The sequence below is a fragment of the Staphylococcus sp. Z5-21 genome (assembly GCF_056529615.1).
Genome location: NZ_CP096462.1, coordinates 1,289,271 through 1,314,655, shown reverse-complemented (window position 1 = coordinate 1,314,655; position 25,385 = coordinate 1,289,271). Strand labels below are relative to the sequence as shown.

The window sequence follows — 25,385 nt, the reverse complement described above, 5'->3', positions numbered from 1 at the left end:
ACACATGTGATAAAATGATTAAAAATAAAATTAAATTCAAGCTACCAACGAAAATAATCCGTCACAAGCCGTAGTAGTACCACGCTTGTAACGGATTTGTAATAGATTAGAATTATTAAAGATAAATCAGTTTGTTTTAGGTTTTGGTAAAGTGATGATAAATGTAGTCCCTTTACCAAGCGTACTTTTAACATCGATAGTACCACCATGCTCGTGTATAATCATGCGACATATGAACAATCCTAATCCTGTTCCTTGTTTACCTCTTTTACGAGCAGTGTCTACTTTATAGAATCTATCAAATACTTGTTGTAAATGTTCAGGTGCTATGCCTGATCCAGTGTCACTAATATAAAGGATATTTTCAGTTTGCGTTTCTCCATACTCAATCTTTATTTCGTCACCTGGTTCAGTATATCTTGAAGCATTGTCTATAAGATTGGTTAATACTTGTTCAATTCTATCAGAATCATAATACCACATCTGATTGTGAGTATTTGGACTTAAATTCATATTTAAACCTAAATCTTTAGCATGTTTTTGATACTTTTGTTGCACCTTATCAAGCAAATGATCAATGGGTTGAACAACTTTTTCTACAGTTAATCCTTCTGCGTCCATACGAGCAACATTTAATAACTCATTCACTAATCTGTTCAAGCGTTTTGTTTCATCTAACACAATTGAAAGTGACTCATGAATTTCTGCAGGTTCGGTGACGATACCATCAACGATGGATTCTGTATACCCTTGCAGTAAAGATATAGGCGTGCGTAATTCATGTGATACATTCGCAATAAAGTCTTTTTTCATTTGGTCCATATTATGTTCGTTAGTCATGTCACGAATGATAGCTACAATACCACTACGACCATCAGGTTGAATTTGTTCGATATAACTTGTAATAATTACAAAATAGCGCGTGTTAATTTCATAAACTTCAAATTGCGTTTTTTTATTTTTAAATGTAAGTTCATTTTGTTCATCAAGTTTTTCTAAAGCAAAATCATCTAACATTTGCAATGTAGTATTAGCCATTTTGTTTGAAATGATAATTTCTTTTTTATCATTAAAGCCTAATACGCCTTCTACCATTGAATTGATTAGACTATCGCGGATATTTTTAGATGAAGATAACGCGTCAATGTGTTGCTGTATTTCGGAACTCATTGTATTAAATGCGCGTGATAATTCCCCTATTTCATCTCGCGAATTGACTGGGACAACTTGCGCATAATCACCTTTAGATACTTTTAACGCTTGTGTTCTTAAATTTCTTAAAGGCTTTGTAATTCTAGAAGATAAGAAGAAGGCAAAGATAGTTGTTATCGCTAAAAAGATAATCGCAATAATTAAAATGATAACGGTAATGACATTGTTTGTGTCTTCAATCGTTTTTAAGTCTTGATAAATGAATACACCACTAAACTTATTTGTGTGATTATCCGCTGATGAAATGGCTTTTGTAGGATAACCGATTAATACATAAGTTCGTTGATTTCCATTCATATTTAAGGTGACATGTTCAGAAACTTGTTTACCATTATTAAATACTTGATTGTAATCATTGCTTTTTTTAATTTCTTTGACCATTTTGTTTTTCGTTTTATCTTTATCCTGTCTATCTATATGCTTATCATTCATTATGATAAGTCCAACTGGTCCTTCGATTAATTTTCTACTATGTTGAATTGCAGTTTCTCTATTATCTGCGCTTTCTAAAAGTTGACTAATTCGTTTTGCATCTTTTAATAATGAGTCTTCTGTTTCTTGCGTGAAATAAGATTGTATAAACGTTATAAGCGCTGCACTTAATAAAATTAAAACTGTAGTCACTATAAAAATAATAGTTAACCACAGTTTAATGACGACGCTATTGAGTTGATTCATTATTTGATTTGATTTCAAATTTATAACCAACACCCCATACAGTTTGTATCATATGTGCAGCGTCCTCTGATACACGATTTAATTTCTCTCTTAAACGTTTAACGTGAGTATCTACAGTTCGCAAGTCACCATAGAACTCATAATGCCATACTTCTTTTAGTAATTGTTCTCTATCAAATACTTTATTAGGTGTTTTTGCTAGGAAAATCAATAATTCATATTCTTTAGGTGTTAAATTCACTTGACTACCATCTGCCAACACTCTGTGTGCATCGTTATCAATCACTAAGTGATCAAATTCTATTAAATCACGTGCATGTGGTTCGCTTTGTTCGGCAGTTGCCACTTGTGTACGTCTTAATAATGCTTTAACACGTAGGACCACTTCTCTTGGAGAGAATGGTTTTACGATGTAGTCATCCGCACCAGATTCAAATCCTTCTACACGATTTGTTTCCTCACCTTTAGCAGTTAACATGATAATGGGTGTTTCCTTATGCTCTCTTAATTTAGACGCAACGGTAATGCCATCCATTTCAGGTAGCATCAAATCTAATAAAATGCAAGCATAGTCATGTTCCATTGCCATTCTATATGCTTCATTTCCATCATTTGCTTCATGTATTTCAAAAGATTCTCTTTCGAGATATAGTTTCAATAATCTTCTAATACGATCTTCATCGTCTACAATTAGTATTTCGTTTGACATACGTATATACCTCCCACACGACTAACTTTCTAATTCAACCATATTATATCATAGCTTTAAGGTTAAAAGTGGTTATGAAGAAAAAGTTTGTGAAAAAATTATCATAGTTGATAATTTAAATTCAGATTAATTACCGTGTTCTGCAATTTGGCGTATCATTTTAACTTCGTGTGGCGTAAGTACTCTACCTTCACCAGCATTTAAACCTTTCAAGTTTAATGGTCCAAATTCAATGCGTTGCAATTTGGTTACTTGATGTCCAAAATGTTCAAACATGCGACGCACTTGTCGATTACGTCCTTCAGTAATAGTGATTTCAACTAATGTTGTGTTTTTATCTTTATCTTGATTTTTCACTTTAATTATAGCAGGTTGAGTAACACCATCTTCTAGTTGGACACCTTGTTCAAGCGATTTCACTTCTTCACGCATGAGATAACCTTTTAATTTTACTACATATTTTTTCTTTATTTTATAACGTGGATGTGTCATAAGATTAGTGAATTCGCCGTCATTTGTCAGTAATAATAAACCAGATGTATCATAATCTAAACGGCCAACTGGATAAATTCTTGTTTTAATTTGTTTAAAGTAGTCAGTTACAACTTTACGCCCTCTGTCATCTGAAACACTGGTGATGACTTGTGCAGGTTTATAAAATAGTATATATAATTTGTCTTCTTGTTCTAATTTGATACCCTCTACTTCGATGCTATCAGAAGGTTTAACTTTAGTGCCTAATTCAGTTTCAACTGTGCCATTCACTTTTACTTTGCCTTCAGTAATTAAAGTTTCTGCTTTTCTACGTGAAGTATAGCCACTGTTGGCAATACGTTTTTGAAGTCTTTCTGTATCTTTATTCATGATTATCTCCTTTTTGATTAACTAAGTTACTAAAGAACGCTTCGATTTCTTCATCTTCTTCGTCTGTAGTAGGTAAATCGTCTAAATGTTCAATACCAAATACGTTTAAAAATAGTTCAGTGGTATAAAGTTGATGACTTCTAGAATCGGCTTCCTCTTTAGCTTCTACTAAACCGCGAGCGATTAATGTTTTAACAGCGCCGTCTGAATTAATACCTCTAATTAGTTCAATATCACTGCGTGATAAGGGCTGATTATATGCAATGATGGATAAAGATTCCATTGCAGCTTGTGATAATTTCATTTTTGATTTTTGTTCAATTAATTGTTCGATATAATCAGATGCTTCTTTCTTGGTAGTTAATACATAAGTATTACCGTAGTGTTGAATCGTTAAACCGGGTGAATCATACGCTTCAATTAATTCTGTTAATGTTGTTGGTTCAATTTCTAAAATTTCTAGTAGTTGCTGTTGATCCAAACCTTCGTCTCCGGCTGTGTATAGTAGTGCTTCTAATATGCCTTTATCTTGCAACGCCATAGTTTACTCCTCTTAAAATATTAATATCATCAAAACTTTTTGCTTGTTCAATATTTACTATACCGGATTTCGACATTTCAAGTATAGCTAAGAAATGTGTCACTACCATTTCTATCGGTTCTGTAAAATTAAATAAGCTAAAGAAGTTAAAGGACTCATGCTGCTTTAATTTATCAGTGACTTGTGAAGTTGCTTGTTGTATTGTGAATGTTTCTTTACGTATATCTACTGTTTTAGGTGTATGGAACTCAACTCTGTTTTTTACTTTTTGATAGGCAATGATTAATTCTGTTAAATCAATTGTATTATCTGGGCTCCATGTTTCATTGGATTCTAAATGGGATAAATCCGTTGGATGTTTAGAAAAATATAAAGCACGTTCGACTTTACGTTCATTTAAAAATTCAGTGTAGGCTTTATAATTTTGATATTCGATTAAACGACCCACCAATTCGTCTCGTGGATCATCATCTAAATCTTCCACTTCATTCGTTTGAGGTAGAAGCATTTTACTTTTTATCATCAATAATTCTGAAGCCATGACTAAGTATTCACTAGCAATATTAATTTCTAATTGATTCATCGTATGTATATATTGCATATACTGCTCAGTTAATGCTTTCATAGGAATATCATAAATATCAATTTCAATTTTTTGTATAAGATGCAATAATAAATCTAATGGTCCATTAAAGGCATCTAGTTTTACTTCGTACATTTTATCTACCTCATATCGCAAGTTAAGTGCGTAATTCACTAAAGTATTATAGCATGTTTAATGAAAACATTTAAATTTGGAGCGGTTTTTTATGGAAAATGCATTAAAGGAATTTTATTTTCAATTTCATACGAATCAACATTACTTTTTATGTCATGACATTTTAGAGGAAGCTTGGAAGGAAAATAAATCTTTCAGTAAGGATGACGCTGTCGTCAGTTTAATTTTATTTGCAACTGGATGTTATCACTTTCGTAGAGAAAATGATAAAGGTGCTATCAAATCTTTTAGAAAAGCATTAAAAGTTATTGAACCTTACAAAGAAGAAATCAATCTAGGTATTGATATCAAAGCATACCAAAAAGTGATTGCTGAATTAGTACATGCTATTGAAAATGGTCAACAATTTGCACCAGTACAGTTACCAATCACTTCACAAATGCAACAAAAAATTTTAACAACGTATCCAAACTATATCATGACGGAATATGTTATTAGAGATAGTTACATTGTTAATCATCATTTAGAAAGAGATAGAACAGAAGTGAATGAGGCTCGTTTAAACGCATTATATCAAAAACAACAAGATAGAAAATAAAAGTACTAAACCAATTGTTTGCATATAAAAACACAGGCGAGTTATTCAACGAATCAACTTGTCTGTGTTTATGCACGTGGATGAAATTCATTATACATTTTTCTAATTTGTGATTTGGATACATGTGTATACAATTGTGTGGTAGATATATCAGAATGTCCTAACATTTCTTGAACTGCACGTAAATCCGCCCCATTTTCTAGTAAATGCGTGGCAAATGAATGTCTCAATGTATGTGGTGTTAATGATTTTGTGATATTAGCTTTGATAGCGTTTTGTTTAATCATTTTCCATATAGCTTGTCTTGATAAAGGTTTGCCATGCATATTTAGAAATAAGGTATTCGTCACTGTTTTCTTCAACAATTGAGGACGAATGGTTTCTATGTACGTCTTTAAATATTCTATTACTGTGTCACCTAAAGGTACAATACGCTCTTTATTACCTTTTCCAAATACTTTGACAAAGCCCATAATTAAATTTACATCTTCTAACTCAATTTGGATGAGCTCAGAAACACGCATGCCTGTCGCATATAATAACTCTAGCATTGTGCGATCTCGATAGCCATTTATTTTAGCCAAATTGGGCGTTTCCAATAGTGCTAACACTTCATTTATTTCTAATACATCAGGTAATTTGCGATCATATTTGGGTGTCTCGATAAGTACAGTTGGATCTTTTGCAGCATACTTTTCTCTCAACGCAAATTGATGAAAGCTTCTAATTGTTGAAATAAACCGTGCTAACGATTTAGCAGAAGCGCCATTATCATGTAAATACCCCAGACATTGTTGAATGGATGCTCTATCAATAAAATCAATATGACTAATCTTTTGTAACTCTAAAAACGTATTATATTTTTTTAAATCTCTCCGATAAGCTCCTATTGTATTCGAGCTTAATCCTTTTTCTAATTGAATGAATTTCAAATATTCTTCAATAATCGTATCCAAGATACCACCTCTATCTTTAAAATGGTGTACGTAGCTGAGTTATTTACCCAATGCCTGGCAATCAGAACATACACCATGGAATGTCAAACGATGATCAGAAATTCTAAAATTAAAATCATTTTCGACACGTTCTTCAACTTGTGGCAATAAGTCTTCTTCAATTTCTTCTACTTTGCCACATTCCATACAAACAAGGTGGTGGTGAAAATGTTTTGCGCCTTCTTTACGTAAATCAAAACGAGCGACGCCATCTCCGAAATTAATTTTATCAACAACTTTTAATTCTGATAATAGCTCTAACGTACGATATACTGTTGCTAGACCTATTTCAGGTGCTTTGTCCTTCACTTTTAAATAAACATCTTCAGCACTTAAATGATCTTTTTCATTTTCAATTAAAACACGCAACGTAGCTTCACGTTGAGGTGTCAATTTATATGAAGATTGTTGTAATTGTTGCTTCACGCGATTTAAACGTTCTTCCACGGAAGCCTCACTCCCCTACTAATAATTATAATCATTTTAATTTACATAATGATTTATATATAAAATACCAGTAATTGATAAAATACGCAAGTCAACTTGCTTCTTATTTATAATCATTATAATTAAGGAGTAAATGTTGTAATGCAATAATCGTTTTAGCATCTTCGAAATACTTATTTTTTAACATATCTTTAATGTCGTCTACATCGTAATATACTAATTCAATAAATTCATCATCATCGAGATGCATTTCTCCAACTTTTAAACTATTAGCCATATATATGGAAATTTTCTCATTTGAAAAACCAGGAGAACCGTACATTTCTGTAATTAGTTCTAAATCTTCAGCTATATAACCTGTTTCTTCTTCTAATTCACGCTTAGCTGCAGAAAGTCGTTCTTCGCCTTTTTCTAATTTGCCTGCTGGAATTTCTAATAATGGCTTTTCAGCTGGTTTACGAAATTGTTTTACTAAGATGACTTTGTTATCAGGTGTCACCGGACAAACTGCGACTGCCCCATTATGATAAACTAATTCACGTTTAGATGTGTTGCCATCGGGTAATTCAACATCGTGGACTTCTAAATCAATAATTGCGCCTTTATAAATGGATTCTTTATGTATTGTTTTCTCATATAAATTCATTTTAATCACGTTCCTTTAATTTGATTTAAGTTACTGTTAAGATAAATACGTTAGTATATAGGGAGCAATTAAAATAAGTATTTCAAATGACAAATAAATCGTATTTAGTAAATTTATTTTTAATCCCTATGATTTGAGTGTATCGAAAGGAGAAACGACATGCAAAAAAATGTTTTAAAAAGTGGTATTGAACTCTCAGAATTAGGATTAGGTTGTATGAGTTTAGGCACAGATATTAACCAAGCTGAACCAATTATAGAACGTGCAATAGAACATGGTATTACTTACTTTGATACAGCAGATATATATGATAAAGGTGTAAATGAAGATATTGTAGGTAAAACACTTAAAAAATATCAAGATAGAAGTGACATCGTCATTGGTTCTAAAGTAGGAAATCATTTAGCTGATGATGGTTCTACATTTTGGGACCCTTCGAAAGCATACATTAAAGAAGCAGTAAAAGGTTCATTAAGTCGCTTAGGACTTGACCATTTAGACTTGTATCAATTACATGGTGGAACGATAGATGATCCCCTAGATGAAACGATTGCTGCATTCGATGAATTGAAACAAGAAGGCATCATCCGAGCATATGGTATTTCTTCAATTAGACCCAATGTTATCAATTATTATTTAAAACATAGTGATATTGAAACACTCATGTCTCAATTTAATTTAATAGATAACAGACCGGAAGCTTTATTAGATGATGTACATGCTAAAAAAGTAAAAGTTTTAGCTCGTGGTCCAGTTTTTAAAGGATTGTTAACTTCTAACAGTAATCAAGCCTTAGATCGTAAGTTTTCAGAAGGTATTTTTGATTACACATATCCTGAATTAGGCGAAACTGTTGCATCTATTAAAGAAATCGAAAGCAATCTCTCCAGTTTAACATTTAATTACTTAACCTCTCATGATGCGTTAGGTTCAATCATTGTAGGGGCAAGTAGTGTGAATCAACTGGATGAAAATGTTGAAAATTATAAACTGTCTAAAGATATCAGCTTAGAAAAATTGAAAGCAGCACGTGATCGCGTTAAAAATTTAGAATACACGCAACATTTAAAATAAGTTAACCAATTAAAGCGTATGAGTTATTTTAGATAGGAAAGTGAACTAAACTGTATCCTATTTAATCTTACTCATACGCTTTTAATATTGTATAACTACTCATATTGATTAAGATTTGTTATTAAATAAAAAAGTGAAGTGTTTTTCAATAAATCGAGGTGCTAACTGATAAATACGTAAGAGATGATGCATCCAACTGGGTGCATTAATTTCTTCTTTTTGAGTGATTATCGCATTAACAATACGTTGAGCTAATTTATCGGAGTTTAGCATGATTTTTTTATATTTTTTTGAATATGTTAATGAAGGATCTGCTTTTTCATGGAATGGTGTTGCTATCGGTCCTGTATTAACTGTTAGTACATGGTAATTGGGTTTTTCAATACGGAGTGCATTTAGTACTTGATTAAATGCAGCTTTACTAGCACCGTAATGGGCAGCAGAAGCTTGTGTCAAAAATGCAGACTGACTTCCAATGCCTACGATTGTAGGCATGCGACTGAAATGTGGTTGTAATGTAGTTAATAATGAATTAAAGCTAATTACATTTAACATATATGTTTCTTGCATTTCTTCTATTGTGTGTTGATCAATTGATTTGAAATAACCTAACCCAGAACTATAGATGATACCATCGATGGATTGTCCTTTAAAATGGTTGCTAAGTTGGACGATTTGCGATGTGGACTGTAAATCACATTGGATAATCTTTAAATGTGAGGAGCCATATTTTAATTGAAGCGGCTTTAGCTTATTAACGTCACGTACCAGTGCAGTCACATAGACCTGTTTTTGTAATAGAATGTGTAAGATAGATTTACCTAATCCACCTGATGCGCCTGTTAAGACATAATGTCTACCTATCATATGTATCCCTACCCTTTGTTAGTATATGGATAGTATATATGAAGTCATTACGTTATGCCATTTATTATGGAAATATTAGGCATATTGTGAAACTATGTTACTATAGATACATAAATGAAACATAAAAACTCAGAGGAAGTGAAATGTTCACATGAAACTAGTATTTTATGGTGCTGGTAATATGGCACATGCAATTTTTACAGGTATCGTTAATTCTAAAGTTATAGATTCCAATGATATTTATTTAACAAATCGTTCTAATGAAGTTGCACTTAAAGAATATGCTGAAAAGTTAGGTGTCAATTATAGTTATGATGATGAAGCGTTATTAAAAGCGGCAGATTATGTATTTTTAGGAACTAAACCTTATGATTTCGAATCATTAGCAGAAAGAATTAAACCATTTATAACAGACAAAAATAAATTTATCTCTATCATGGCTGGTTTACCTATTAGTTATATAAGAGAAAAATTGGAAGCGGACAATCCAATTGCACGTATTATGCCAAATACCAATGCACATGTAGGTCATTCAGTTACTGGAATTAGTTTTTCAAGTAATTTTGGTCCAAATTCTAAAGATGAAGTCGATGAATTAATTAATGCCTTTGGTTCAGCAATAGAGGTTCCAGAGGACAATTTACATCAAGTGACAGCCATTACAGGAAGTGGTCCAGCATTTTTATACCATGTATTCGAACAATATGTTACAGCTGGTACACGCTTAGGTTTGGAAAAAGCACAAGTCGAAGAATCGATTCGCAACTTAATTATTGGAACAAGTAAAATGATTGAACGTTCTGAATTAAGCATGGAACAACTTAGAAAAAACATCACATCTAAAGGTGGCACTACTCAAGCAGGGTTAAATGCCCTTTCACAACATGACTTAGAAAGTGTTTTTGAGGATTGTTTGAGAGCTGCAGTGGATCGTAGCGTTGAACTTTCAAGCCAGGATGAAGATTAAGGACTGACATTTTACAACAATAATAAATAGAAACATGTTTTTTCATAAAATTATAAATACCCTTTAAAGTAGAAGTTCTAAAAATTTCACTTTAAAGGGTATTTTATATATGGGATTTTAATTTCCACTATATTCATTATTATAAGCAAGTTTTAAAAAGACCACGAATCAAAATCTTTCACAAATTTAAATGGAGGTGTAGTGGGAAGTGATTTGAGTGATTTACTAATCGTTTCAACTTCTTCAATTGTGTAACGATTACTCATGTGTGTAATCAAGCTATAATCTACGTGGGCATTTTCTATTAGTGTAAATACATCCTCAATATGGCTATGATGATAATTGTTTGCTAATGATTTATCACCTTCTATATAAGTACTTTCATGAACCATAACATTAGCATGATCGGCGATGATTTCTTCATTTTGACACGGCATTGTATCACCAAATATAGCGATAACAGGTCCTTTCACAGCATCCCCTTTAAAATCTTTGGAATTATAAATAATGCCATTATATTCAAATGTTTCATTATTTTTTACATCTTGATATTTAGGCCCAGGCTCTAACCCAATTTCTTTAAGCGCCGATACATCTATTTTTCCAGATGTATAGGGTGCTTCGATACGATATCCGAAAGAAGGTATACCGTGATTTAACATATGCGCTTCTACATTAAAACCATTATTTTGATAGGATAAGTGGTTTTCGATTTCTATATATGTAATTGGATAATTTAATTTAGATTCAGATAAACGTAAAGTCGTTTCTATATATGCTTTAATTCCTTTAGGTCCAATGAGTGTTAGTGGCTTACCTTCACCACCTTGAAACGACCTACTCGTTAATAATCCTGGTAACCCAAAAATATGGTCGCCATGCATATGCGTTATAAAAATGTGATCTACCTTTCCTAATTTAATAGAATGATGCAATATTTGGTGTTGTGTACCTTCACCGACATCAAATAGCCAGATATTATTAGAATATGGTTCCAAGTTTAATGCAATTGCTTGTGTATTTCGTTCTTTTGTTGGTAGACCAGCACTCGTACCAAAAAATGTGATTTCCATGCATATGCCTCCTCTTCTTGTTCACATTTTATCATAGAAAAGAATAAAAAATATATTAAAATTTTCTTCTCTCAAGCAAAAAGGTATGAACTAAACAGATTATTGTTCTATAATATAAAGAGATTTATAAAAAGAATTGAGGTTTTGATCTTGAATACTAAAAATAAAGACATTCCATGCTTAATAACAATATTCGGAGCAACGGGTGATTTAAGTCACAGAAAATTATTCCCATCATTGTTCCATCTATATCAACAAGAAAATTTAAATGAACAAGTTGCTATAATTGGTATAGGTCGAAGAGAGTTAACAAATGATGATTTTCGTAGTCAAGTGAAATCATCTATTCAAGAACATGTTAAAGACACGAAGCATCTTGATAAATTTATGGAACATGTATTTTATCATAAACACGATGTAAGTGACGAAGCAAGCTATCAATCATTACTAGAAGTTAGTAATAAACTAGACACTGAATTTAATTTAAATGGTAATAGATTGTTCTATTTAGCTATGGCGCCAAAATTCTTTGGTGTAATTTCTGATTATTTAAAATCATCTGGATTAACAGAAACGACTGGTTTCAAACGTTTAGTCATCGAAAAACCATTTGGCTCTGATTTAGCCTCTGCTGAAGATTTAAATGAACAATTACGTCGTTCATTTAAAGAAGAAGAAATTTATCGTATTGATCATTACTTAGGTAAAGATATGGTACAAAATATCGAAGTGTTACGTTTTGCAAATGCAATGTTCGAACCACTATGGAATAACAAATATATTTCCAATATCCAAGTAACCTCTTCTGAAGTATTAGGTGTAGAAGATAGAGGTGGTTATTATGAATCAAGTGGTGCATTAAAAGATATGGTACAAAACCATATGCTACAAATGGTTGCCCTACTTGCTATGGAAGCGCCTATCAGTTTACACAGTGAAGATATTAGAGCAGAAAAAGTAAAAGCGCTTAAATCATTACGAAAATTAGAACCAGAAGAAGTGAGACAGAACTTTGTCCGTGGTCAATATGATGAAGGTGTAATCCAAGGTCAAAAAGTACCAAAATATAGAGATGAAGATCGTGTTGCTGAAAATTCAACTACCCCTACTTTCGTAGCAGGTAAATTAACGATCGATAACTTTAGATGGGCAGGCGTACCTTTTTATATTAGAACTGGTAAACGTATGAAGAGTAAAACAATACAAGTTGTTGTTGAATTTAAAGAAGTGCCAATGAACTTGTATTATGAAACTGATAAAAAATTAGACTCAAACTTACTTGTAATCAATATTCAGCCTAATGAAGGTGTGTCATTACACTTAAATGCTAAGAAAAATGTACAAGGCATAGAGACAGAACCTGTTCAATTATCATATGCAATGAGTGCACAAGATAAAATGAACACAGTCGATGCATATGAAAACTTATTGTTTGATTGTTTAAATGGTGATGCTACAAACTTTACACATTGGGAAGAATTAAAATCTACATGGAAGTTTGTAGATGCAATTCAAGAAGAATGGAATCAAAATGAACCAGAGTTCCCTAATTATGAGTCAGGTTCTAATGGTCCGCTTGATAGTGATTTATTATTAAGTAGAGATGGTTTCAAATGGTGGGACGATATTCATTAAATAATATATTGCTAATCATACGAGCATCAACATTTGTAACTTTACAATGTTGATGCTTTTTTGTTAACTATTTTTTATGTTATGATTTAAGCTATTGAGTAAAAAAAGTGAATGCCAAATAACTTATTTACATTTTACCCTATTTAATATTTTTAAGATGTAAGCGGAATGAAAATGATGTAGAATATACTTAATCAGTTAAAAACATATTATATTATGTAGTCATTTTTTAAGAGTAGTAAAACACGGATCATATGTTTTTTGTGTTATTCAGTTGATACATCGGCTGATAAATATAGAGGGTTACTTCGTGAGAAAAGTGATTCGTTGTGAATTTGATTCGTGCTCTATCAGTAGATAGTTTATGGTTTGTTATTTGAATGGAAAATCTAGTTTAGGAGTGAAAGTTTTGGACGTTATCAAGCAAATACAACAGGCAATTGTTTATATAGAAGATCATTTATTAGTGCCTTTTCATTTGCAAGCACTCAGTGATTACGTTGGTCTTTCACCATATCACCTTGATCAATCGTTTAAAATGATTGTTGGTCAATCTCCGACAGAATATGCTAGGTCTCGTAGAATGACATTAGCAGCGAATGAAATTATAAGTGGATCTAGTCGATTAATGGATATTGCTAAAAAATATCATTACAGTGACACAAATGCTTTTGCAAATGATTTTAGTGACTTTCACGGGGTTTCACCTATTCAAGTCAACACAAAACGTGAAGAGCTAAAGATGCAACCACGTTTATATATTAAATTAACAACAACAGATAAACCGCCCAATGCATATCGTTTAGAGGATACAGCGGGCATAGCTTTAGTTGGTTATGCACAATTTATCGATTCAGAACATTTAGAGAATCCTTTTAAGGTACCAGATTTTCTTGAGGACTTAATGAAAGATGGAAAAATCAAGGAGCTACAACGTTACAATGATATTAGTCCACATGAATTGTTTGTAGTAAATTGTCCGCTAGATGAAGGTATGGAAATATTTGTTGGTGTGCCTAGTGAAAGGTATCCGTCTCATTTAGAAAGTAGATATCTTCCAGAAAGGCAATATGCAAAATTTAATCTACAAGGTGAGTTAGACTATGTTGTGAATGAGGCATGGTATTATATAGAAACAAGCTTACAAATGACTTTACCTTATGAACACAATAGTCTTTACGTTGAAGTATATCCATTTGATATCTCATTTGATGATCCATTTTGTAAAATTCAATTATGGATGCCTGTAGATCAAGAACAATACTTAGATTATGATGAAACAAACCGATAAAATATAAATAGATAGACCCACCACTCATTATTGTGGTGGGTCTATCTATTGGCTAAGCTGAGACGTTTGTAGGCTCGGTTTATTTTTATTTGTTTGTTAAATCAAGGACAAATGCTTCAAAAGGTCGTAATGCATTCATGTTAATAGCGCGGTCTTTATAGTTATGAAGTAAAATATGATTGCTATGATTGGACATATAATCAGGCATATTTAAAGATGTTATTTGATCAGTAAGATTACCGACAATTAAGACCTGCTTATCATCTAATGTTCTTGTATATGCGAATACTTGTTCATTATTTGTATCAACAAGATCAAATTTACCATATGTGTAGACATCATCAGATTTTTTCAATTGAATCATTGCTTTATAAAAATGGAGTATTGAATTTGGATTATCTTGTTGTTCAGCAACATTGATTTGTTGATAATTAGGATTTACTGGGAACCACGGTTGATGATCAGAAAATCCAGCATTTTTATTTTGGTTCCATTGCATAGGCGTTCTTGAATTATCTCTATTTTCCATTTTATGTTTTTCTAATAATGCAGACGTATCACCATTTTGCGCTTTTACAATATTGTATTCATTAACTACGGCGACATCATTAAAAGTCTCGATGCTTTCAAATGGATAATTTGTCATACCTATTTCCTGTCCTTGATAAATAAATGGGGTGCCTTGTTGTAAGAAATAAACAATTGCATGGCTTGTTGCAGATTCATACCAATACGTTTTGTCATCTCCCCATGTAGATACACGTCTAGGTTGATCATGATTTTCTATAAATAACGCATTCCAACCTACATTTTCTAGTTTCTTTTGCCATCTATTTAATATAGTTTTGTATGATTTTACATCAAATTTTACGTCACCGGTGTTCCATAAACCTAAATGTTCGAATTGGAATATCATGTTAAATTTGCCTTTATCTTCCCCTACCCAATCCTCTGCATTATCTGGATTAACACCATTGGCTTCGCCTACAGTCATAATATTATACTGACTTAGTGATTTATCTTTCATTTCCTGTAACCATGTTTGAATGCCAGGTTGATTCATATCAACATCAAATGCCGGTGCATATGTTTTACCTTCAGGTACGGATAAATCTCCAGACTCGAATGATTTTTTTATATGTGTAATTGCATCTACTCTAAAACCATCAATTCCTTTTTCAAACCACCAATTCATCATATCAAATATTTCATTACGAACTGCTGGATTATCCCAGTTTAAATCAGGTTGTTTTTTACTAAACAAATGGAAATAATATTCTTGAGTTTGCTCATCAAATTCCCAAGTTGAACCATTAAATATGCTTTCCCAATTATTTGGTTCAGAACCATCTGATTTTGGCTTTTTCCAGATGTACCAATCTCGCTTGGGGTTGTCTTTGCTTGATTTTGATTCAATGAACCAAGGATGTTCATCTGAAGTATGATTAACAACAAGATCAAGGATTAATTTCATGCCACGTTTATGTACACCTTCTAGTAATTGATTAAAATCATGCATCGTACCAAATTCATCCATAATATCTTTATAATCACTAATATCATATCCGTTATCATCATTTGGTGATTTATACATTGGGCTTAACCAAATAACATCGATACCTAAGTCCTTTAAATAATCCAACTTTTCTATAACACCCGGTAAGTCACCGATACCATCATTGTTTGAGTCATTAAAGCTTCTTGGATAAACTTGATATGCGACAGCTTCTTTCCACCATTGTTTATTCATAATGTTTCCTCCTAATATTTTTTGGTTGAGCAACGATTAATGATATGCGTTGGTATGATTTTATTCATATATTCAATGTGGCTATCTTTTACTAATTTAATAATACTTTCACCTGCAGCTTTACCTAGTAATTGAGGTTGAATATCTACAGCAGTTTGTGGTGGTGCTGCGTATGCTGATATATATGAGTCATTAAAAGTTGCAGTTTGTATGTCTTCAGGAATAGTAATATTCAATTCATATAGTGCACTTAAAACGAGTTGATTAAGCATAGTGTCGGAGGTAATAATGATAGTTGGTAAAGCGTTTTCAGTAACAAGCGCCTTTAAGTGATTTATAATTTGTTGGCGACTCAAATCTGTAAACATTATACTCGGTTTTAAATTAGCAACCTTCAATGTTTGTTTATAACCTTTAATGCGATCTTTCACTACCTCATAATCACCCATCTCCGCTAAAAATAGAAACGTTTTATGTCCTAAATCTATTAAATAGCGCGTTAATAATTGTGATGCCAAAATATTATCATTATCTATATGTACCACATTTTCATTGTTGATTGGTTTACCTATAACAACATAAGGTATGGCATGTTGTTTTAATAAATTAGCAATCTCGTCGTTTTCTTTTGAATAAAGCAATATAAATCCTTCAACTGCATGAGACTGAATCATATGTTTTACTTCAGCTATGATTTCACTAGTTTGCTCACCTGTTGTAGATATGGTTGCATAATCATAGTATTTACATTCAATATAAACACCAGACAATACTTCTATAATAAATGGATTTTGTCTTGTTGCTTTGTCACCTTGCTTTTGAATAATACCAATTGTTTTTGATTTTTTTGTTATGAGCGTTCTTGCAGCATGGTTTGGCTGGTAATTAAAATCAGCCATTATTTTTTTCACTTTTTCCTGTGTGGCTACACTTATGCGACTATTACCACTAATCACACGGGAAACAGTAGAAGGAGACACATTTGCTACATTTGCAATATCCTTTATAGTTACCAATATAACGACATCCTTTAATTAACTAATAAAGCGCTTTCTCTTGCTAAAATAAATAATAAAGAAAATATAAACCAAAGTCAAAAGATTTGTGCAAACGTTTGCGCAAAAATATTTTTTCTTTCTCTAAAATCTACTAGCATATAAAAAAGAGCCAAGACATTATTATTTAAACAATAATGTCTTGGACTCCTCTATGATACAAATACAATTAGAATTTTAAAATCGTATTATTCTTCAATCCATTGTGTATGGAAGACACCCTCACGGTCTTTACGTTCATAAGTATGTGCTCCAAAATAATCACGTTGTGCTTGAATTAAGTTAGCTGGTAAGTTTTCTGAACGATAACTGTCATAATAGTTAATACTTGCAGAGAAACCAGGTGTTGGAACACCATTTTGTACACCAGTTGCAACAACATCACGTAATGCGTCTTGATAATTAGTTACAATATCTTTGAAATATGGATCTAATAATAAGTTTTGTAACTCAGTATCATTATCATAAGCTTCTTTAATTTTTTGTAAGAATTGCGCACGAATAATACAACCTTCACGCCAAATCATGGCTAATTCGCCTAATTTTAGGTTCCATTCGTTATCTTCACTTGCTTTTCTCATTTGAGCAAAACCTTGTGCATATGAACAAATTTTACTCATATATAGTGCTCTACGTATTTTTTCTAAGAATTCATCTTTATTACCTTCGAATTTAGCATTAGGTCCATTTAATTGTTTTGAAGCATTTACACGTTCTTCTTTAATTGATGAAATGAAACGCGCAAATACTGATTCAGTAATAATTGTTAATGGAATACCTAATTCTAAAGCGTTAATTGAAGTCCATTTACCAGTACCTTTTTGACCAGCTGTATCTAGTATTTTTTCAACTAAAGCATCATCAGCGTTATCGTCTAATTTTGTAAAGATATCACCAGTGATTTCAATTAGATAACTTGATAATTCGCCAGCGTTCCAATCTTTAAATGTTTGAGAAATTTCTTCATGAGACATACCAAGTAAATCTTTCATCATTGCATAACTTTCAGCAATTAATTGCATGTCTGCATATTCAATACCATTGTGAACCATTTTGACGTAGTGTCCAGCGCCATTTGGTCCAATGTAAGCTACACAAGCAGCACCATCATCTGCTTTGGCAGAGATAGATTCTAATATGTCACTTACTTTATCAAAAGCAGCCTCTTGACCACCAGGCATTAATGAAGGACCAGTTAACGCGCCAACTTCTCCGCCTGATACACCCATGCCGATAAAGTTAACGCCACTTTCAGCAAGTGCTTTATTTCGTCTGATTGTATCTTGATAGTTTGTATTACCACCATCAATTAATATATCATCATTGTCTAATAATGGTAATAAGCTATCAATTGTTGCATCTGTTGCTGGACCAGCTTTAACCATTAATAAAATTTTACGTGGTTTTTCTAGAGAATTAACAAATTCTTCTATAGAGTATGTTGGATGTATGTTTTTTCCTTCAGATTCCTTAACCATTTCATCAGTTTTTTCTGAAGAACGATTAAATACTGAAACACTATATCCACGAGATTCAATATTCCAAGCAAGGTTTTTACCCATTACGGCTAAACCTACTACACCAATTTGTTGTGTCATTTAACTAACCTCTCTTATTAAAGTTTTCTAGTATATTATATCACAAAGCGATAATAATAATCACTTAATCAGTTCGTAGATTGTTGAGTAATTATTTCTACAATTTTAAGTAATTGTTTTGTTAATAAATTTAAAGCATTTATTGGCATGCGTTCTTCAGTTGTGTGAATGTTTTCATAACCTACGCCTAAAATAACAGTAGGAATTCCCAATTGATTAATGATATTACCATCTGATCCTCCACCTGCCATCACAGTGTTAGGTTTTAAGCCTAATGCAGTTGCACTTGCCTTTGCTACTTGAGTTACTGTAGCTTCGTCATGAATTTTAAAACCAGGATAGCTCTTAATGATTTCAACTTCAGAAGTACATCCATATTTTTCTGTCGTTTCTTCAAACACTGTTTTCATATGCTGTACTTGAGATTCAATACTTTTATCTGAATGAGAGCGTGCTTCAGCTTTAAGTGTAACTTTATCTGCAACAATATTTGTAGCAGAGCCACCTTCAAATCGTCCAATATTTGCAGTAGTATAGTCGTCTATTTGTCCTAATTTCATTTCACTTACTGCTTTAGCTGCTATATTAATCGCGCTTACGCCTTTACTTGGGGTACTCGCATGTGCGGTCTTTCCATAGATTGTAGCATTTACTTTCATTTGAGTGGGGGCATGTGTCACAGTTGTACCTACGCCAACACTGGCATCAATAGCATATCCATAATTGGCATCTAATAAGGTTTGATCTAATGCTTTTGCACCCTCAAGTCCTGATTCTTCACTAACAGTAATAACGAATTGGATTTGACCATGAGGTATGTTTTGTTCTTTTAAAACGTTTATACATTCTAAAATAGCAGCTAACCCTGCTTTATCATCAGCACCTAAAATTGTAGTTCCATCAGAATATATGTATCCATCATCTTTAATTTGAGGTTTTACATTTAAACCGGGGACAACAGTATCCATATGACTAGTAAAATAAATTTTATCTATATGATCTAAATTTGATGTAGCAGGTAAAGTGCAAATCAAATTGTTAGCACCTAAATTTTCATTTTTACTAGCATTATCTTCTTGAACTAATAATCCTAATGATTCAAATTGTGATTTGAGATGTGATTGAATCATTTGTTCATTACCACTCTCAGAATTTATTTGGACTAATTCTAAGAATGTGTCTAAAAGTCGTTGTTCGTTAATCATCTATAATTCCCCATTCTAATATTTATATGTCTTATAGTTCAGTTTAACGAATTATATAGAGCAGTAAAACTAATATGATTCAACGTATGTAGATGCTATGTGATATAATATGTATATAAATATATATTGATGCGTATTTAATTATGTGCATGATATTGATGAAATTAGATAAGTTGGAGGAATAATTTTGAATAATAATAAAGTATTAAGAGTTATTATCGTAGTTATGTTAATAGCTGTCGTTCTTGCATTAATCTTGACGAGCGTCGTGCCATTAGTAAATTAATCGTTAATGTATTAATAAATGTGTGTAAGTAATATAATTTAATAATCGCATTTAAAATGACTGAAACATGAGTATGATCTTTACTCAAATCTCATTTGAATTATATGAGTGTAGTAATTTGCTATTAGAAAAGCATATTAAAAATATCATCAATTTAGTTACTTATACCTCAAATCAATGAAACAGGCCGAGACAAATTGTTGTCCCGGCCTGTTTCATTGATTTGTTTAAATGGTAACTTTTTGATCGCTATGTAACCTTAATGAACCGAATTGTGATTTAACAGCCAAATAGGCTTCTAATTCATTTAATAATTGTAATAAACTTGCTCTCGTTCTAAATGATTCGTGTGTTGTGGGTAACTCTGCCTCATTCAGTTCTAATCTTATTTCATATAAAGAATGTAAACGTAATGCAGTATAGTCATTGCTATTTACATTCGTAGCTACTTCGGCAAATAAATTAGAAATCTTAGTTAACATACAGTCCTTTGTTTCAATATTTTCTATAATTAAAGCCATACGATGCAATAATTCTAATTGTTCTTCTCTCATATCAAAATAATGATAATAAGAGTTTTCGTTTCTAACAAAATGGTTTTTAACATCTCTAAACGCAATAGATTTTGCTTTACGAATCGTGAATTTTAATTGTTTGAAAGAAATATCAATCGATATATTAGGTTTTTGACATGTTTTGCTAAATGTTTCAAAAATTGCTGTGAACTGTTGTTCAATTTGTTGTTTATAATGCTTTAAATTGCTATCTAAACTAGGCATAATACTATTCATTAAAAAAGCTATTCCTAATCCGACAACGAGCAATAAAATTTCATTTATAAATAAATGTAAATCGATTGTTTGAGCATTAAACACATGTAATAAAATAACACAACTTGTTACCACGCCTTCTTGAACTTTAAATACCACAGTTAGTGGTATAAAAAACAATACGATGATGCCTAATACGATTGCATGTTGCCCTAAAAGGCTGAAAGCAATAGAGCCAAATATTAAAATCATAAAGCAAGATACAAAGCGTGATACAATGGCTTGTAGTGAATGTACTTTCGTATGCTTAATGCATAAAACAACTAAAATAGCGCTTGAAGCAAAATTATCAAGGCCAATTAATTTGGCAATAATGATACCAAGCGCCATTCCAACAGCAGTTTTAATTGTTCTAAATCCAATTCTATAGGGATTTAAACTAATCATTTTTTACGCCTCTATTTTTCGACACAATAATTATCGAATAAATTTTGTAATTGTGTGATGACGTTCATTACGTCATGACCTTCTATTTGATGTCTTTCTATCATTTCAGTTACTTTACCATCTTTAATCAATGCGAATGAAGGACTTGATGGTGCATAACCTTCAAAGTAATCTCTAGCACGTTGAGTTGCTTCCTTATCTTGACCCGCAAATACTGTTACTAAACGATCAGGTAATTTATCATAATGTAAAGCATGTGTTGCTGCTGGTCTAGCAATACCGCCTGCGCAACCACATACAGAATTGACCATTACTAAAGAAGTGCCTTCTTGTTTTAATACATTATCCACTTCATCTGCACTAGTTAATTGTTCATAACCAGCTTCTTCAATTTCATTTCTAGCTTGATTAACAACGTCTGTCATATATAAATCAAAATTTAAGTCCATAATCAACTTCACCCTTCATTTCTAGATTAATACTTTTATTCTACTAATATATATAGAATACTTCAACAGGTGTGCGTTATATTGTATCATTTCCTAATATTTAAATAATCATTTTAAATCAAACCTGTTCATTTAATTAATGATATAAAAAAAGCACAATCACATGATATATAACATTAAGTTTGATATCACATGATTATACTCTTATCTAACATTGGTCAATTTTTTTTATATTAATAAATGCTCGTATGTTCTATTGAATATTGTTCAATACGTGTTTTAACGAAATTCATAAATCTACCAGCTTGTAAGCCATCTAAGATACGGTGATCAATTGAAATACATAAATTGACCATATTACGAATAGCTATCATATCATCAATAACAATTGGTTTTTTAATAACTGATTCAATTTGTAGTATCGCCGCTTGAGGGTGATTGATGATACCCATTGATGAAACTGAACCAAATGTTCCAGTATTATTTACAGTGAATGTTCCACCTTGCATATCTTCTGAGCGTAATTTTTTATTTCTAGCTTTTTGTGCTAACTCATTTATTTCTCTAGCAATACCTTTAATTGATTTTTCATCAGCATTTTTAATCACTGGCACATATAATTTATCTTCATCTGCCACAGCAATCGAGATATTCACATCTTTATGCATAACGATTTCTGAATCTTGCCAACTACTATTAAGTAATGGATATGCTTTTAATCCTTCAGCCACAGCTTTAACGAAGAATGCGAAAAATGTTAAGTTGTAACCTTCACTTTCTTTAAAACTTTGCTTATGATAATTTCGCGTTTTTACTAAGTTAGTGGCATCTGCTTCTACCATCATCCATGCATGTGGTATTTCATTTACACTATTGACCATATTTTGCGCGATTTGTTTACGAACGCCATTTACAGGTATAGATGAACCAGGTGATGGTTCATTATATACTGCTTGTTTAGAAACTTTAGGCGAATCTTTAGGTGAAATGATATTAGAAGACGTTTTACTTGTACCTTCTTTGATTGCTTTTTCAATATCTTTTTTAGTTACACGACCTTCGAAACCAGTACCAACAACTTGTGATAAATCGATATCATTTTCAGAAGCTAATTTAAATACAACTGGAGAATAACGACCATTATTTTTAGCTTCACTACTTTGAGCATTAGCAGATTGATTTGTTAATTCACTATCCTGATGATCTTTTTCAATATCTTCATTTGATGTATTATCTTGCGTTTCTGATTCTGTCTCATTTTCAGTGGCAGTTTCAAGTGTTTGGTCGTCTGCATCTAATATGCAAATGACTTCGTCAACAGCAACAGTAGTACCTTCATTTACGATTATTTCACGAATTGTGCCGGCGTATGATGAAGGTACTTCTGCAGTTACTTTATCAGTAATAACTTCGCATAGTGGATCATATTCTTCAACTTTATCGCCTACTGAAACTAACCACTGTTCTATTGTGCCTTCATGCACACTTTCACCGAGTTTAGGCATTTTTATTTCCATTATAGTGCCTCCTTAGAATTCTGCGAGTTCACGCATTTTAATTTTTATCTTATCTGGATTAATCATAAACTCATCTTCAAGTGGTGGTGCGAATGGCATAGAAGGAACATCAGGTCCAGCAAGTCTCATAATTGGTGCGTCTAAATCGAATAAACAATTTTCTGCAATAATGGCAGCAACTTCAGAAATGACACTACCTTCAAGATTATCTTCAGTAACTAACAACACTTTACCAGTTAATTTGGCTCTTTCAATAATCGTTTCTTTATCTAATGGATACACTGTACGTAAATCAACTACTTCAACATTGATATCATCTTCAGCAAGCATATCAGCTGCTTGAATACAATAATTCACACAAAGTCCATAAGTGAATACTGTAATATCATCACCTTCACGCTTAACATCAGCTTTACCAATTGGCACCGTATAATAAGATTCAGGTACTTCCTCTTTTAATAACCGATAAGCTTTTTTGTGTTCGAAATATAACACTGGGTCATTAGACTCTATTGATGACAGTAAAAGCCCTTTTGCATCGTAAGGTGTAGAAGGAATTACGATTGTTAGACCAGGTGTGTTAGCAAAAATAGATTCGACACTTTGTGAATGATAAAGCGCACCGTGTATGCCACCACCAAATGGAGAGCGAATCGTAATCGGACAATGCCAATCATTATTTGAACGGTATCTCATTTTTGCAGCTTCACTCATAATTTGATTTGTGGCTGGTAAAATATATTCAGCGAATTGAATCTCTGCAACTGGTCGTTTACCTAACATCGCCGCGCCAATACTAGTACCAACAATATTAGATTCTGCAAGTGGTGTATCTAAAACACGTGCTTCACCATATTTTTGTTGTAAACCTAAAGTAACACCAAATACACCGCCTTTTTTACCAACATCTTCACCTAAGACGAATACGTCATCATCCTTAGCCATGGCTTGATCTAATCCTTGTTGAATTGCTTCTAAATAGCTTAATTTAGGCATTGATTGAGCTCCCTTCTTCGTAAACGTGTGTGTAAGTTTCTTCCGGAGATGGATAAGGTGCTTTTTCAGCTTCTTTTGTTGCTTGGTTTACGATTTCTTTATGTTCCGTTTCGATTTTTTCTAACCATGTTTCATCGATAATACCTTCTTCAAGCAGAAATGTTTTAAATTTGAGGTTACAGTCTAAGGATTTTAAACCATCTCGTTCTTCTTGAGTACGATACTTGTCATCATCATCTGATGAGTGCGCAGTCATTCTAGTACACATAGCTTCAATAAGTGTTGAACCTTCACCATTCAATGCACGTTCACGCGCTTCTTTCATCACTTTGTACATTGCAATGGGATCATTACCGTCAACATGTTCCCCGTGCATACCATAACCAATGGCACGGTCAGATAATTTTTCAGCACCATATTGCAAAGAATCAGGAACAGATATGGCATATTTATTATTTTCTATTACACAAATAAAAGGAAGATTGTGGACGCCAGCAAAGTTAAGGCCTTCATGAAAATCACCTTGGTTCGAACTTCCTTCACCAACCGTTGCCATTGCAATATTTGGTTTTTTATCCATTTTTAAAGCTAACGCTGCACCTACAGCATGTACAATTTGTGTCCCGACAGGTGAACTCTGTGATAATATACCTTTTTCTCTTTTCCCAAAATGAGAAGGCATTTGTTTACCACCAGAGTTTATATCATCACGTTTACCAAATGCAGCCAACATTGAGTCTAATGCTGTCATACCCATATAAGTTACAAATGCTAAGTCTCTGTAATAAGGTGAAGATATATCACCTTCACGCATAGCATATGCCATCCCAATTTGAGTAGCTTCTTGTCCTTGACAACTAATGACAAATGGAATCTTCCCTGCGCGATTTAATAACCACATGCGCTCATCTATTTTACGACCTAAGTCCATCCATTTATACATCGTTTGTAAGTCGGACGCTTCAAGTCCAACCGATTTATAATCAAACATCTTATT

At 32.5% G+C, this 25,385-nt stretch carries 25 protein-coding genes; 6 read left to right on the top strand and 19 right to left on the bottom strand.

Annotated elements, in window-relative coordinates; genetic code table 11:
- Positions 1 to 126: 126 nt before the first annotated feature.
- The 5 genes from M1D64_RS06535 to M1D64_RS06515 form a co-directional block, all read right to left on the bottom strand.
- The gene (locus M1D64_RS06535) at positions 127 to 1,890 is read right to left on the bottom strand and encodes an ATP-binding protein (RefSeq protein WP_037538600.1); all 1,764 of its coding nucleotides are present in this window, start codon (positions 1,888 to 1,890) and stop codon (positions 127 to 129) included.
- Positions 1,874 to 2,599, bottom strand: a complete 726-nt coding sequence (locus M1D64_RS06530; RefSeq protein WP_011303060.1) for a response regulator — start codon at positions 2,597 to 2,599, stop codon at positions 1,874 to 1,876. Before M1D64_RS06530 ends, M1D64_RS06535 begins: the two co-directional genes overlap by 17 nt.
- Positions 2,600 to 2,725: 126 nt before the next feature.
- On the bottom strand, positions 2,726 to 3,463 hold the full coding sequence (locus M1D64_RS06525) for a pseudouridine synthase (protein ID WP_002483234.1): 738 nt from the start codon (positions 3,461 to 3,463) through the stop codon (positions 2,726 to 2,728).
- A complete protein-coding gene (gene scpB / locus M1D64_RS06520) occupies positions 3,456 to 4,004 on the bottom strand; it encodes an SMC-Scp complex subunit ScpB (protein ID WP_002483233.1) in 549 nt (182 codons plus the stop codon). The genes M1D64_RS06525 and scpB overlap by 8 nt, the downstream gene beginning before the upstream one ends.
- On the bottom strand, positions 3,988 to 4,722 hold the full coding sequence (locus M1D64_RS06515) for a segregation and condensation protein A (protein WP_041080657.1): 735 nt from the start codon (positions 4,720 to 4,722) through the stop codon (positions 3,988 to 3,990). The genes scpB and M1D64_RS06515 overlap by 17 nt, the downstream gene beginning before the upstream one ends.
- 91 nt (positions 4,723 to 4,813) lie before the next feature.
- Here M1D64_RS06515 and M1D64_RS06510 point away from each other — a divergent pair, with 91 nt between their 5' ends.
- Positions 4,814 to 5,320 (top strand): DUF309 domain-containing protein, encoded by a 507-nt coding sequence (locus M1D64_RS06510; RefSeq protein ID WP_002483231.1) that lies wholly within the window; start codon positions 4,814 to 4,816, stop codon positions 5,318 to 5,320.
- Between the two features lie 68 nt (positions 5,321 to 5,388).
- Here M1D64_RS06510 and xerD read toward each other — a convergent pair whose 3' ends face one another.
- From xerD to M1D64_RS06495, 3 genes are all read right to left on the bottom strand, one after another.
- Positions 5,389 to 6,276, bottom strand: a complete 888-nt coding sequence (xerD, locus tag M1D64_RS06505; protein WP_002483230.1) for a site-specific tyrosine recombinase XerD — start codon at positions 6,274 to 6,276, stop codon at positions 5,389 to 5,391.
- Between the two features lie 39 nt (positions 6,277 to 6,315).
- The gene (fur, locus tag M1D64_RS06500) at positions 6,316 to 6,762 is read right to left on the bottom strand and encodes a ferric iron uptake transcriptional regulator (RefSeq protein WP_002483229.1); all 447 of its coding nucleotides are present in this window, start codon (positions 6,760 to 6,762) and stop codon (positions 6,316 to 6,318) included.
- A 103-nt stretch (positions 6,763 to 6,865) separates the two neighbouring features.
- Positions 6,866 to 7,408, bottom strand: a complete 543-nt coding sequence (locus M1D64_RS06495; protein WP_037538405.1) for an NUDIX hydrolase — start codon at positions 7,406 to 7,408, stop codon at positions 6,866 to 6,868.
- A gap of 159 nt (positions 7,409 to 7,567) precedes the next feature.
- Here M1D64_RS06495 and M1D64_RS06490 point away from each other — a divergent pair, with 159 nt between their 5' ends.
- Positions 7,568 to 8,482 (top strand): aldo/keto reductase, encoded by a 915-nt coding sequence (locus tag M1D64_RS06490; RefSeq protein ID WP_002483227.1) that lies wholly within the window; start codon positions 7,568 to 7,570, stop codon positions 8,480 to 8,482.
- 108 nt (positions 8,483 to 8,590) lie between these two features.
- Here the strand turns inward: M1D64_RS06490 and M1D64_RS06485 are convergent, their stop codons facing one another.
- On the bottom strand, positions 8,591 to 9,349 hold the full coding sequence (locus M1D64_RS06485; RefSeq protein WP_002483226.1) for an SDR family NAD(P)-dependent oxidoreductase: 759 nt from the start codon (positions 9,347 to 9,349) through the stop codon (positions 8,591 to 8,593).
- Positions 9,350 to 9,500: 151 nt separating this feature from the next.
- On the opposite strand from M1D64_RS06485, the gene proC reads away from it, so the two are divergent.
- Positions 9,501 to 10,316: a pyrroline-5-carboxylate reductase gene (proC, locus tag M1D64_RS06480; protein WP_011303054.1), complete on the top strand. Its 816-nt coding sequence runs from the start codon at positions 9,501 to 9,503 to the stop codon at positions 10,314 to 10,316.
- A 152-nt stretch (positions 10,317 to 10,468) separates the two neighbouring features.
- Here proC and rnz read toward each other — a convergent pair whose 3' ends face one another.
- The gene (rnz, locus tag M1D64_RS06475; RefSeq protein WP_002483224.1) at positions 10,469 to 11,389 is read right to left on the bottom strand and encodes a ribonuclease Z; all 921 of its coding nucleotides are present in this window, start codon (positions 11,387 to 11,389) and stop codon (positions 10,469 to 10,471) included.
- A 150-nt stretch (positions 11,390 to 11,539) separates the two neighbouring features.
- Between rnz and zwf the strand changes: the two genes are divergently transcribed.
- Both zwf and M1D64_RS06465 read left to right on the top strand, forming a co-directional pair.
- A complete protein-coding gene (zwf, locus tag M1D64_RS06470) occupies positions 11,540 to 13,024 on the top strand; it encodes a glucose-6-phosphate dehydrogenase (protein WP_037538404.1) in 1,485 nt (494 codons plus the stop codon).
- Between the two features lie 409 nt (positions 13,025 to 13,433).
- The gene (locus M1D64_RS06465) at positions 13,434 to 14,315 is read left to right on the top strand and encodes an AraC family transcriptional regulator (protein ID WP_037538401.1); all 882 of its coding nucleotides are present in this window, start codon (positions 13,434 to 13,436) and stop codon (positions 14,313 to 14,315) included.
- 85 nt (positions 14,316 to 14,400) lie between these two features.
- Here the strand turns inward: M1D64_RS06465 and M1D64_RS06460 are convergent, their stop codons facing one another.
- The 4 genes from M1D64_RS06460 to M1D64_RS06445 form a co-directional block, all read right to left on the bottom strand.
- Positions 14,401 to 16,065 (bottom strand): glycoside hydrolase family 13 protein, encoded by a 1,665-nt coding sequence (locus M1D64_RS06460; protein ID WP_069822001.1) that lies wholly within the window; start codon positions 16,063 to 16,065, stop codon positions 14,401 to 14,403.
- An 11-nt stretch (positions 16,066 to 16,076) separates the two neighbouring features.
- Positions 16,077 to 17,081, bottom strand: a complete 1,005-nt coding sequence (locus M1D64_RS06455; protein ID WP_041080651.1) for a LacI family DNA-binding transcriptional regulator — start codon at positions 17,079 to 17,081, stop codon at positions 16,077 to 16,079.
- Positions 17,082 to 17,308: 227 nt separating this feature from the next.
- Positions 17,309 to 18,718 carry an NADP-dependent phosphogluconate dehydrogenase gene (gndA, locus tag M1D64_RS06450; protein WP_002483219.1) on the bottom strand — a complete coding sequence of 470 codons (1,410 nt, stop codon included), beginning with the start codon at positions 18,716 to 18,718 and terminating at the stop codon, positions 17,309 to 17,311.
- A 68-nt stretch (positions 18,719 to 18,786) separates the two neighbouring features.
- On the bottom strand, positions 18,787 to 19,923 hold the full coding sequence (locus tag M1D64_RS06445; RefSeq protein ID WP_002483218.1) for a M20/M25/M40 family metallo-hydrolase: 1,137 nt from the start codon (positions 19,921 to 19,923) through the stop codon (positions 18,787 to 18,789).
- Between the two features lie 187 nt (positions 19,924 to 20,110).
- Between M1D64_RS06445 and prli42 the strand changes: the two genes are divergently transcribed.
- The gene (gene prli42 / locus M1D64_RS06440; RefSeq protein ID WP_150873476.1) at positions 20,111 to 20,209 is read left to right on the top strand and encodes a stressosome-associated protein Prli42; all 99 of its coding nucleotides are present in this window, start codon (positions 20,111 to 20,113) and stop codon (positions 20,207 to 20,209) included.
- 227 nt (positions 20,210 to 20,436) lie between these two features.
- On the opposite strand, the gene M1D64_RS06435 is transcribed toward prli42, so the two are convergent.
- From M1D64_RS06435 to M1D64_RS06415, 5 genes are all read right to left on the bottom strand, one after another.
- On the bottom strand, positions 20,437 to 21,426 hold the full coding sequence (locus tag M1D64_RS06435; protein WP_002483217.1) for an aromatic acid exporter family protein: 990 nt from the start codon (positions 21,424 to 21,426) through the stop codon (positions 20,437 to 20,439).
- Positions 21,427 to 21,437: 11 nt separating this feature from the next.
- Complete coding sequence (gene brxB, locus M1D64_RS06430; protein WP_002483216.1) at positions 21,438 to 21,875, bottom strand: bacilliredoxin BrxB; 438 nt, start codon at positions 21,873 to 21,875, stop codon at positions 21,438 to 21,440.
- Positions 21,876 to 22,108: 233 nt separating this feature from the next.
- Entirely contained in the window at positions 22,109 to 23,392 is a 1,284-nt protein-coding gene (locus tag M1D64_RS06425) for a dihydrolipoamide acetyltransferase family protein (protein ID WP_069822002.1), read from the bottom strand.
- A gap of 12 nt (positions 23,393 to 23,404) precedes the next feature.
- Entirely contained in the window at positions 23,405 to 24,388 is a 984-nt protein-coding gene (locus M1D64_RS06420) for an alpha-ketoacid dehydrogenase subunit beta (protein WP_002483214.1), read from the bottom strand.
- Positions 24,381 to 25,379, bottom strand: coding sequence for a thiamine pyrophosphate-dependent dehydrogenase E1 component subunit alpha (locus M1D64_RS06415; protein WP_069822003.1), 999 nt, complete (start codon positions 25,377 to 25,379; stop codon positions 24,381 to 24,383). The genes M1D64_RS06420 and M1D64_RS06415 overlap by 8 nt, the downstream gene beginning before the upstream one ends.
- Between the last annotated feature and the right edge of the window lie 6 nt (positions 25,380 to 25,385).

Excerpts from the sequence above, each read along its gene's own strand:
- M1D64_RS06535 (WP_037538600.1), bottom strand. The coding sequence starts at position 1,890 with ATGAATCAACTCAATAGCGTCGTCATTAAACTGTGGTTAACTATTATT.
- M1D64_RS06530 (WP_011303060.1), bottom strand. The coding sequence starts at position 2,599 with ATGTCAAACGAAATACTAATTGTAGACGATGAAGATCGTATTAGAAGA.
- M1D64_RS06525 (WP_002483234.1), bottom strand. The coding sequence starts at position 3,463 with ATGAATAAAGATACAGAAAGACTTCAAAAACGTATTGCCAACAGTGGC.
- scpB (WP_002483233.1), bottom strand. The coding sequence starts at position 4,004 with ATGGCGTTGCAAGATAAAGGCATATTAGAAGCACTACTATACACAGCC.
- M1D64_RS06515 (WP_041080657.1), bottom strand. The coding sequence starts at position 4,722 with ATGTACGAAGTAAAACTAGATGCCTTTAATGGACCATTAGATTTATTA.
- M1D64_RS06510 (WP_002483231.1), top strand. The coding sequence starts at position 4,814 with ATGGAAAATGCATTAAAGGAATTTTATTTTCAATTTCATACGAATCAA.
- M1D64_RS06495 (WP_037538405.1), bottom strand. The coding sequence starts at position 7,408 with ATGAATTTATATGAGAAAACAATACATAAAGAATCCATTTATAAAGGC.
- M1D64_RS06490 (WP_002483227.1), top strand. The coding sequence starts at position 7,568 with ATGCAAAAAAATGTTTTAAAAAGTGGTATTGAACTCTCAGAATTAGGA.
- M1D64_RS06485 (WP_002483226.1), bottom strand. The coding sequence starts at position 9,349 with ATGATAGGTAGACATTATGTCTTAACAGGCGCATCAGGTGGATTAGGT.
- proC (WP_011303054.1), top strand. The coding sequence starts at position 9,501 with ATGAAACTAGTATTTTATGGTGCTGGTAATATGGCACATGCAATTTTT.
- rnz (WP_002483224.1), bottom strand. The coding sequence starts at position 11,389 with ATGGAAATCACATTTTTTGGTACGAGTGCTGGTCTACCAACAAAAGAA.
- M1D64_RS06460 (WP_069822001.1), bottom strand. The coding sequence starts at position 16,065 with ATGAATAAACAATGGTGGAAAGAAGCTGTCGCATATCAAGTTTATCCA.
- gndA (WP_002483219.1), bottom strand. The coding sequence starts at position 18,718 with ATGACACAACAAATTGGTGTAGTAGGTTTAGCCGTAATGGGTAAAAAC.
- M1D64_RS06445 (WP_002483218.1), bottom strand. The coding sequence starts at position 19,923 with ATGATTAACGAACAACGACTTTTAGACACATTCTTAGAATTAGTCCAA.
- M1D64_RS06435 (WP_002483217.1), bottom strand. The coding sequence starts at position 21,426 with ATGATTAGTTTAAATCCCTATAGAATTGGATTTAGAACAATTAAAACT.
- brxB (WP_002483216.1), bottom strand. The coding sequence starts at position 21,875 with ATGGACTTAAATTTTGATTTATATATGACAGACGTTGTTAATCAAGCT.
- M1D64_RS06425 (WP_069822002.1), bottom strand. The coding sequence starts at position 23,392 with ATGGAAATAAAAATGCCTAAACTCGGTGAAAGTGTGCATGAAGGCACA.
- M1D64_RS06420 (WP_002483214.1), bottom strand. The coding sequence starts at position 24,388 with ATGCCTAAATTAAGCTATTTAGAAGCAATTCAACAAGGATTAGATCAA.
- M1D64_RS06415 (WP_069822003.1), bottom strand. The coding sequence starts at position 25,379 with ATGTTTGATTATAAATCGGTTGGACTTGAAGCGTCCGACTTACAAACG.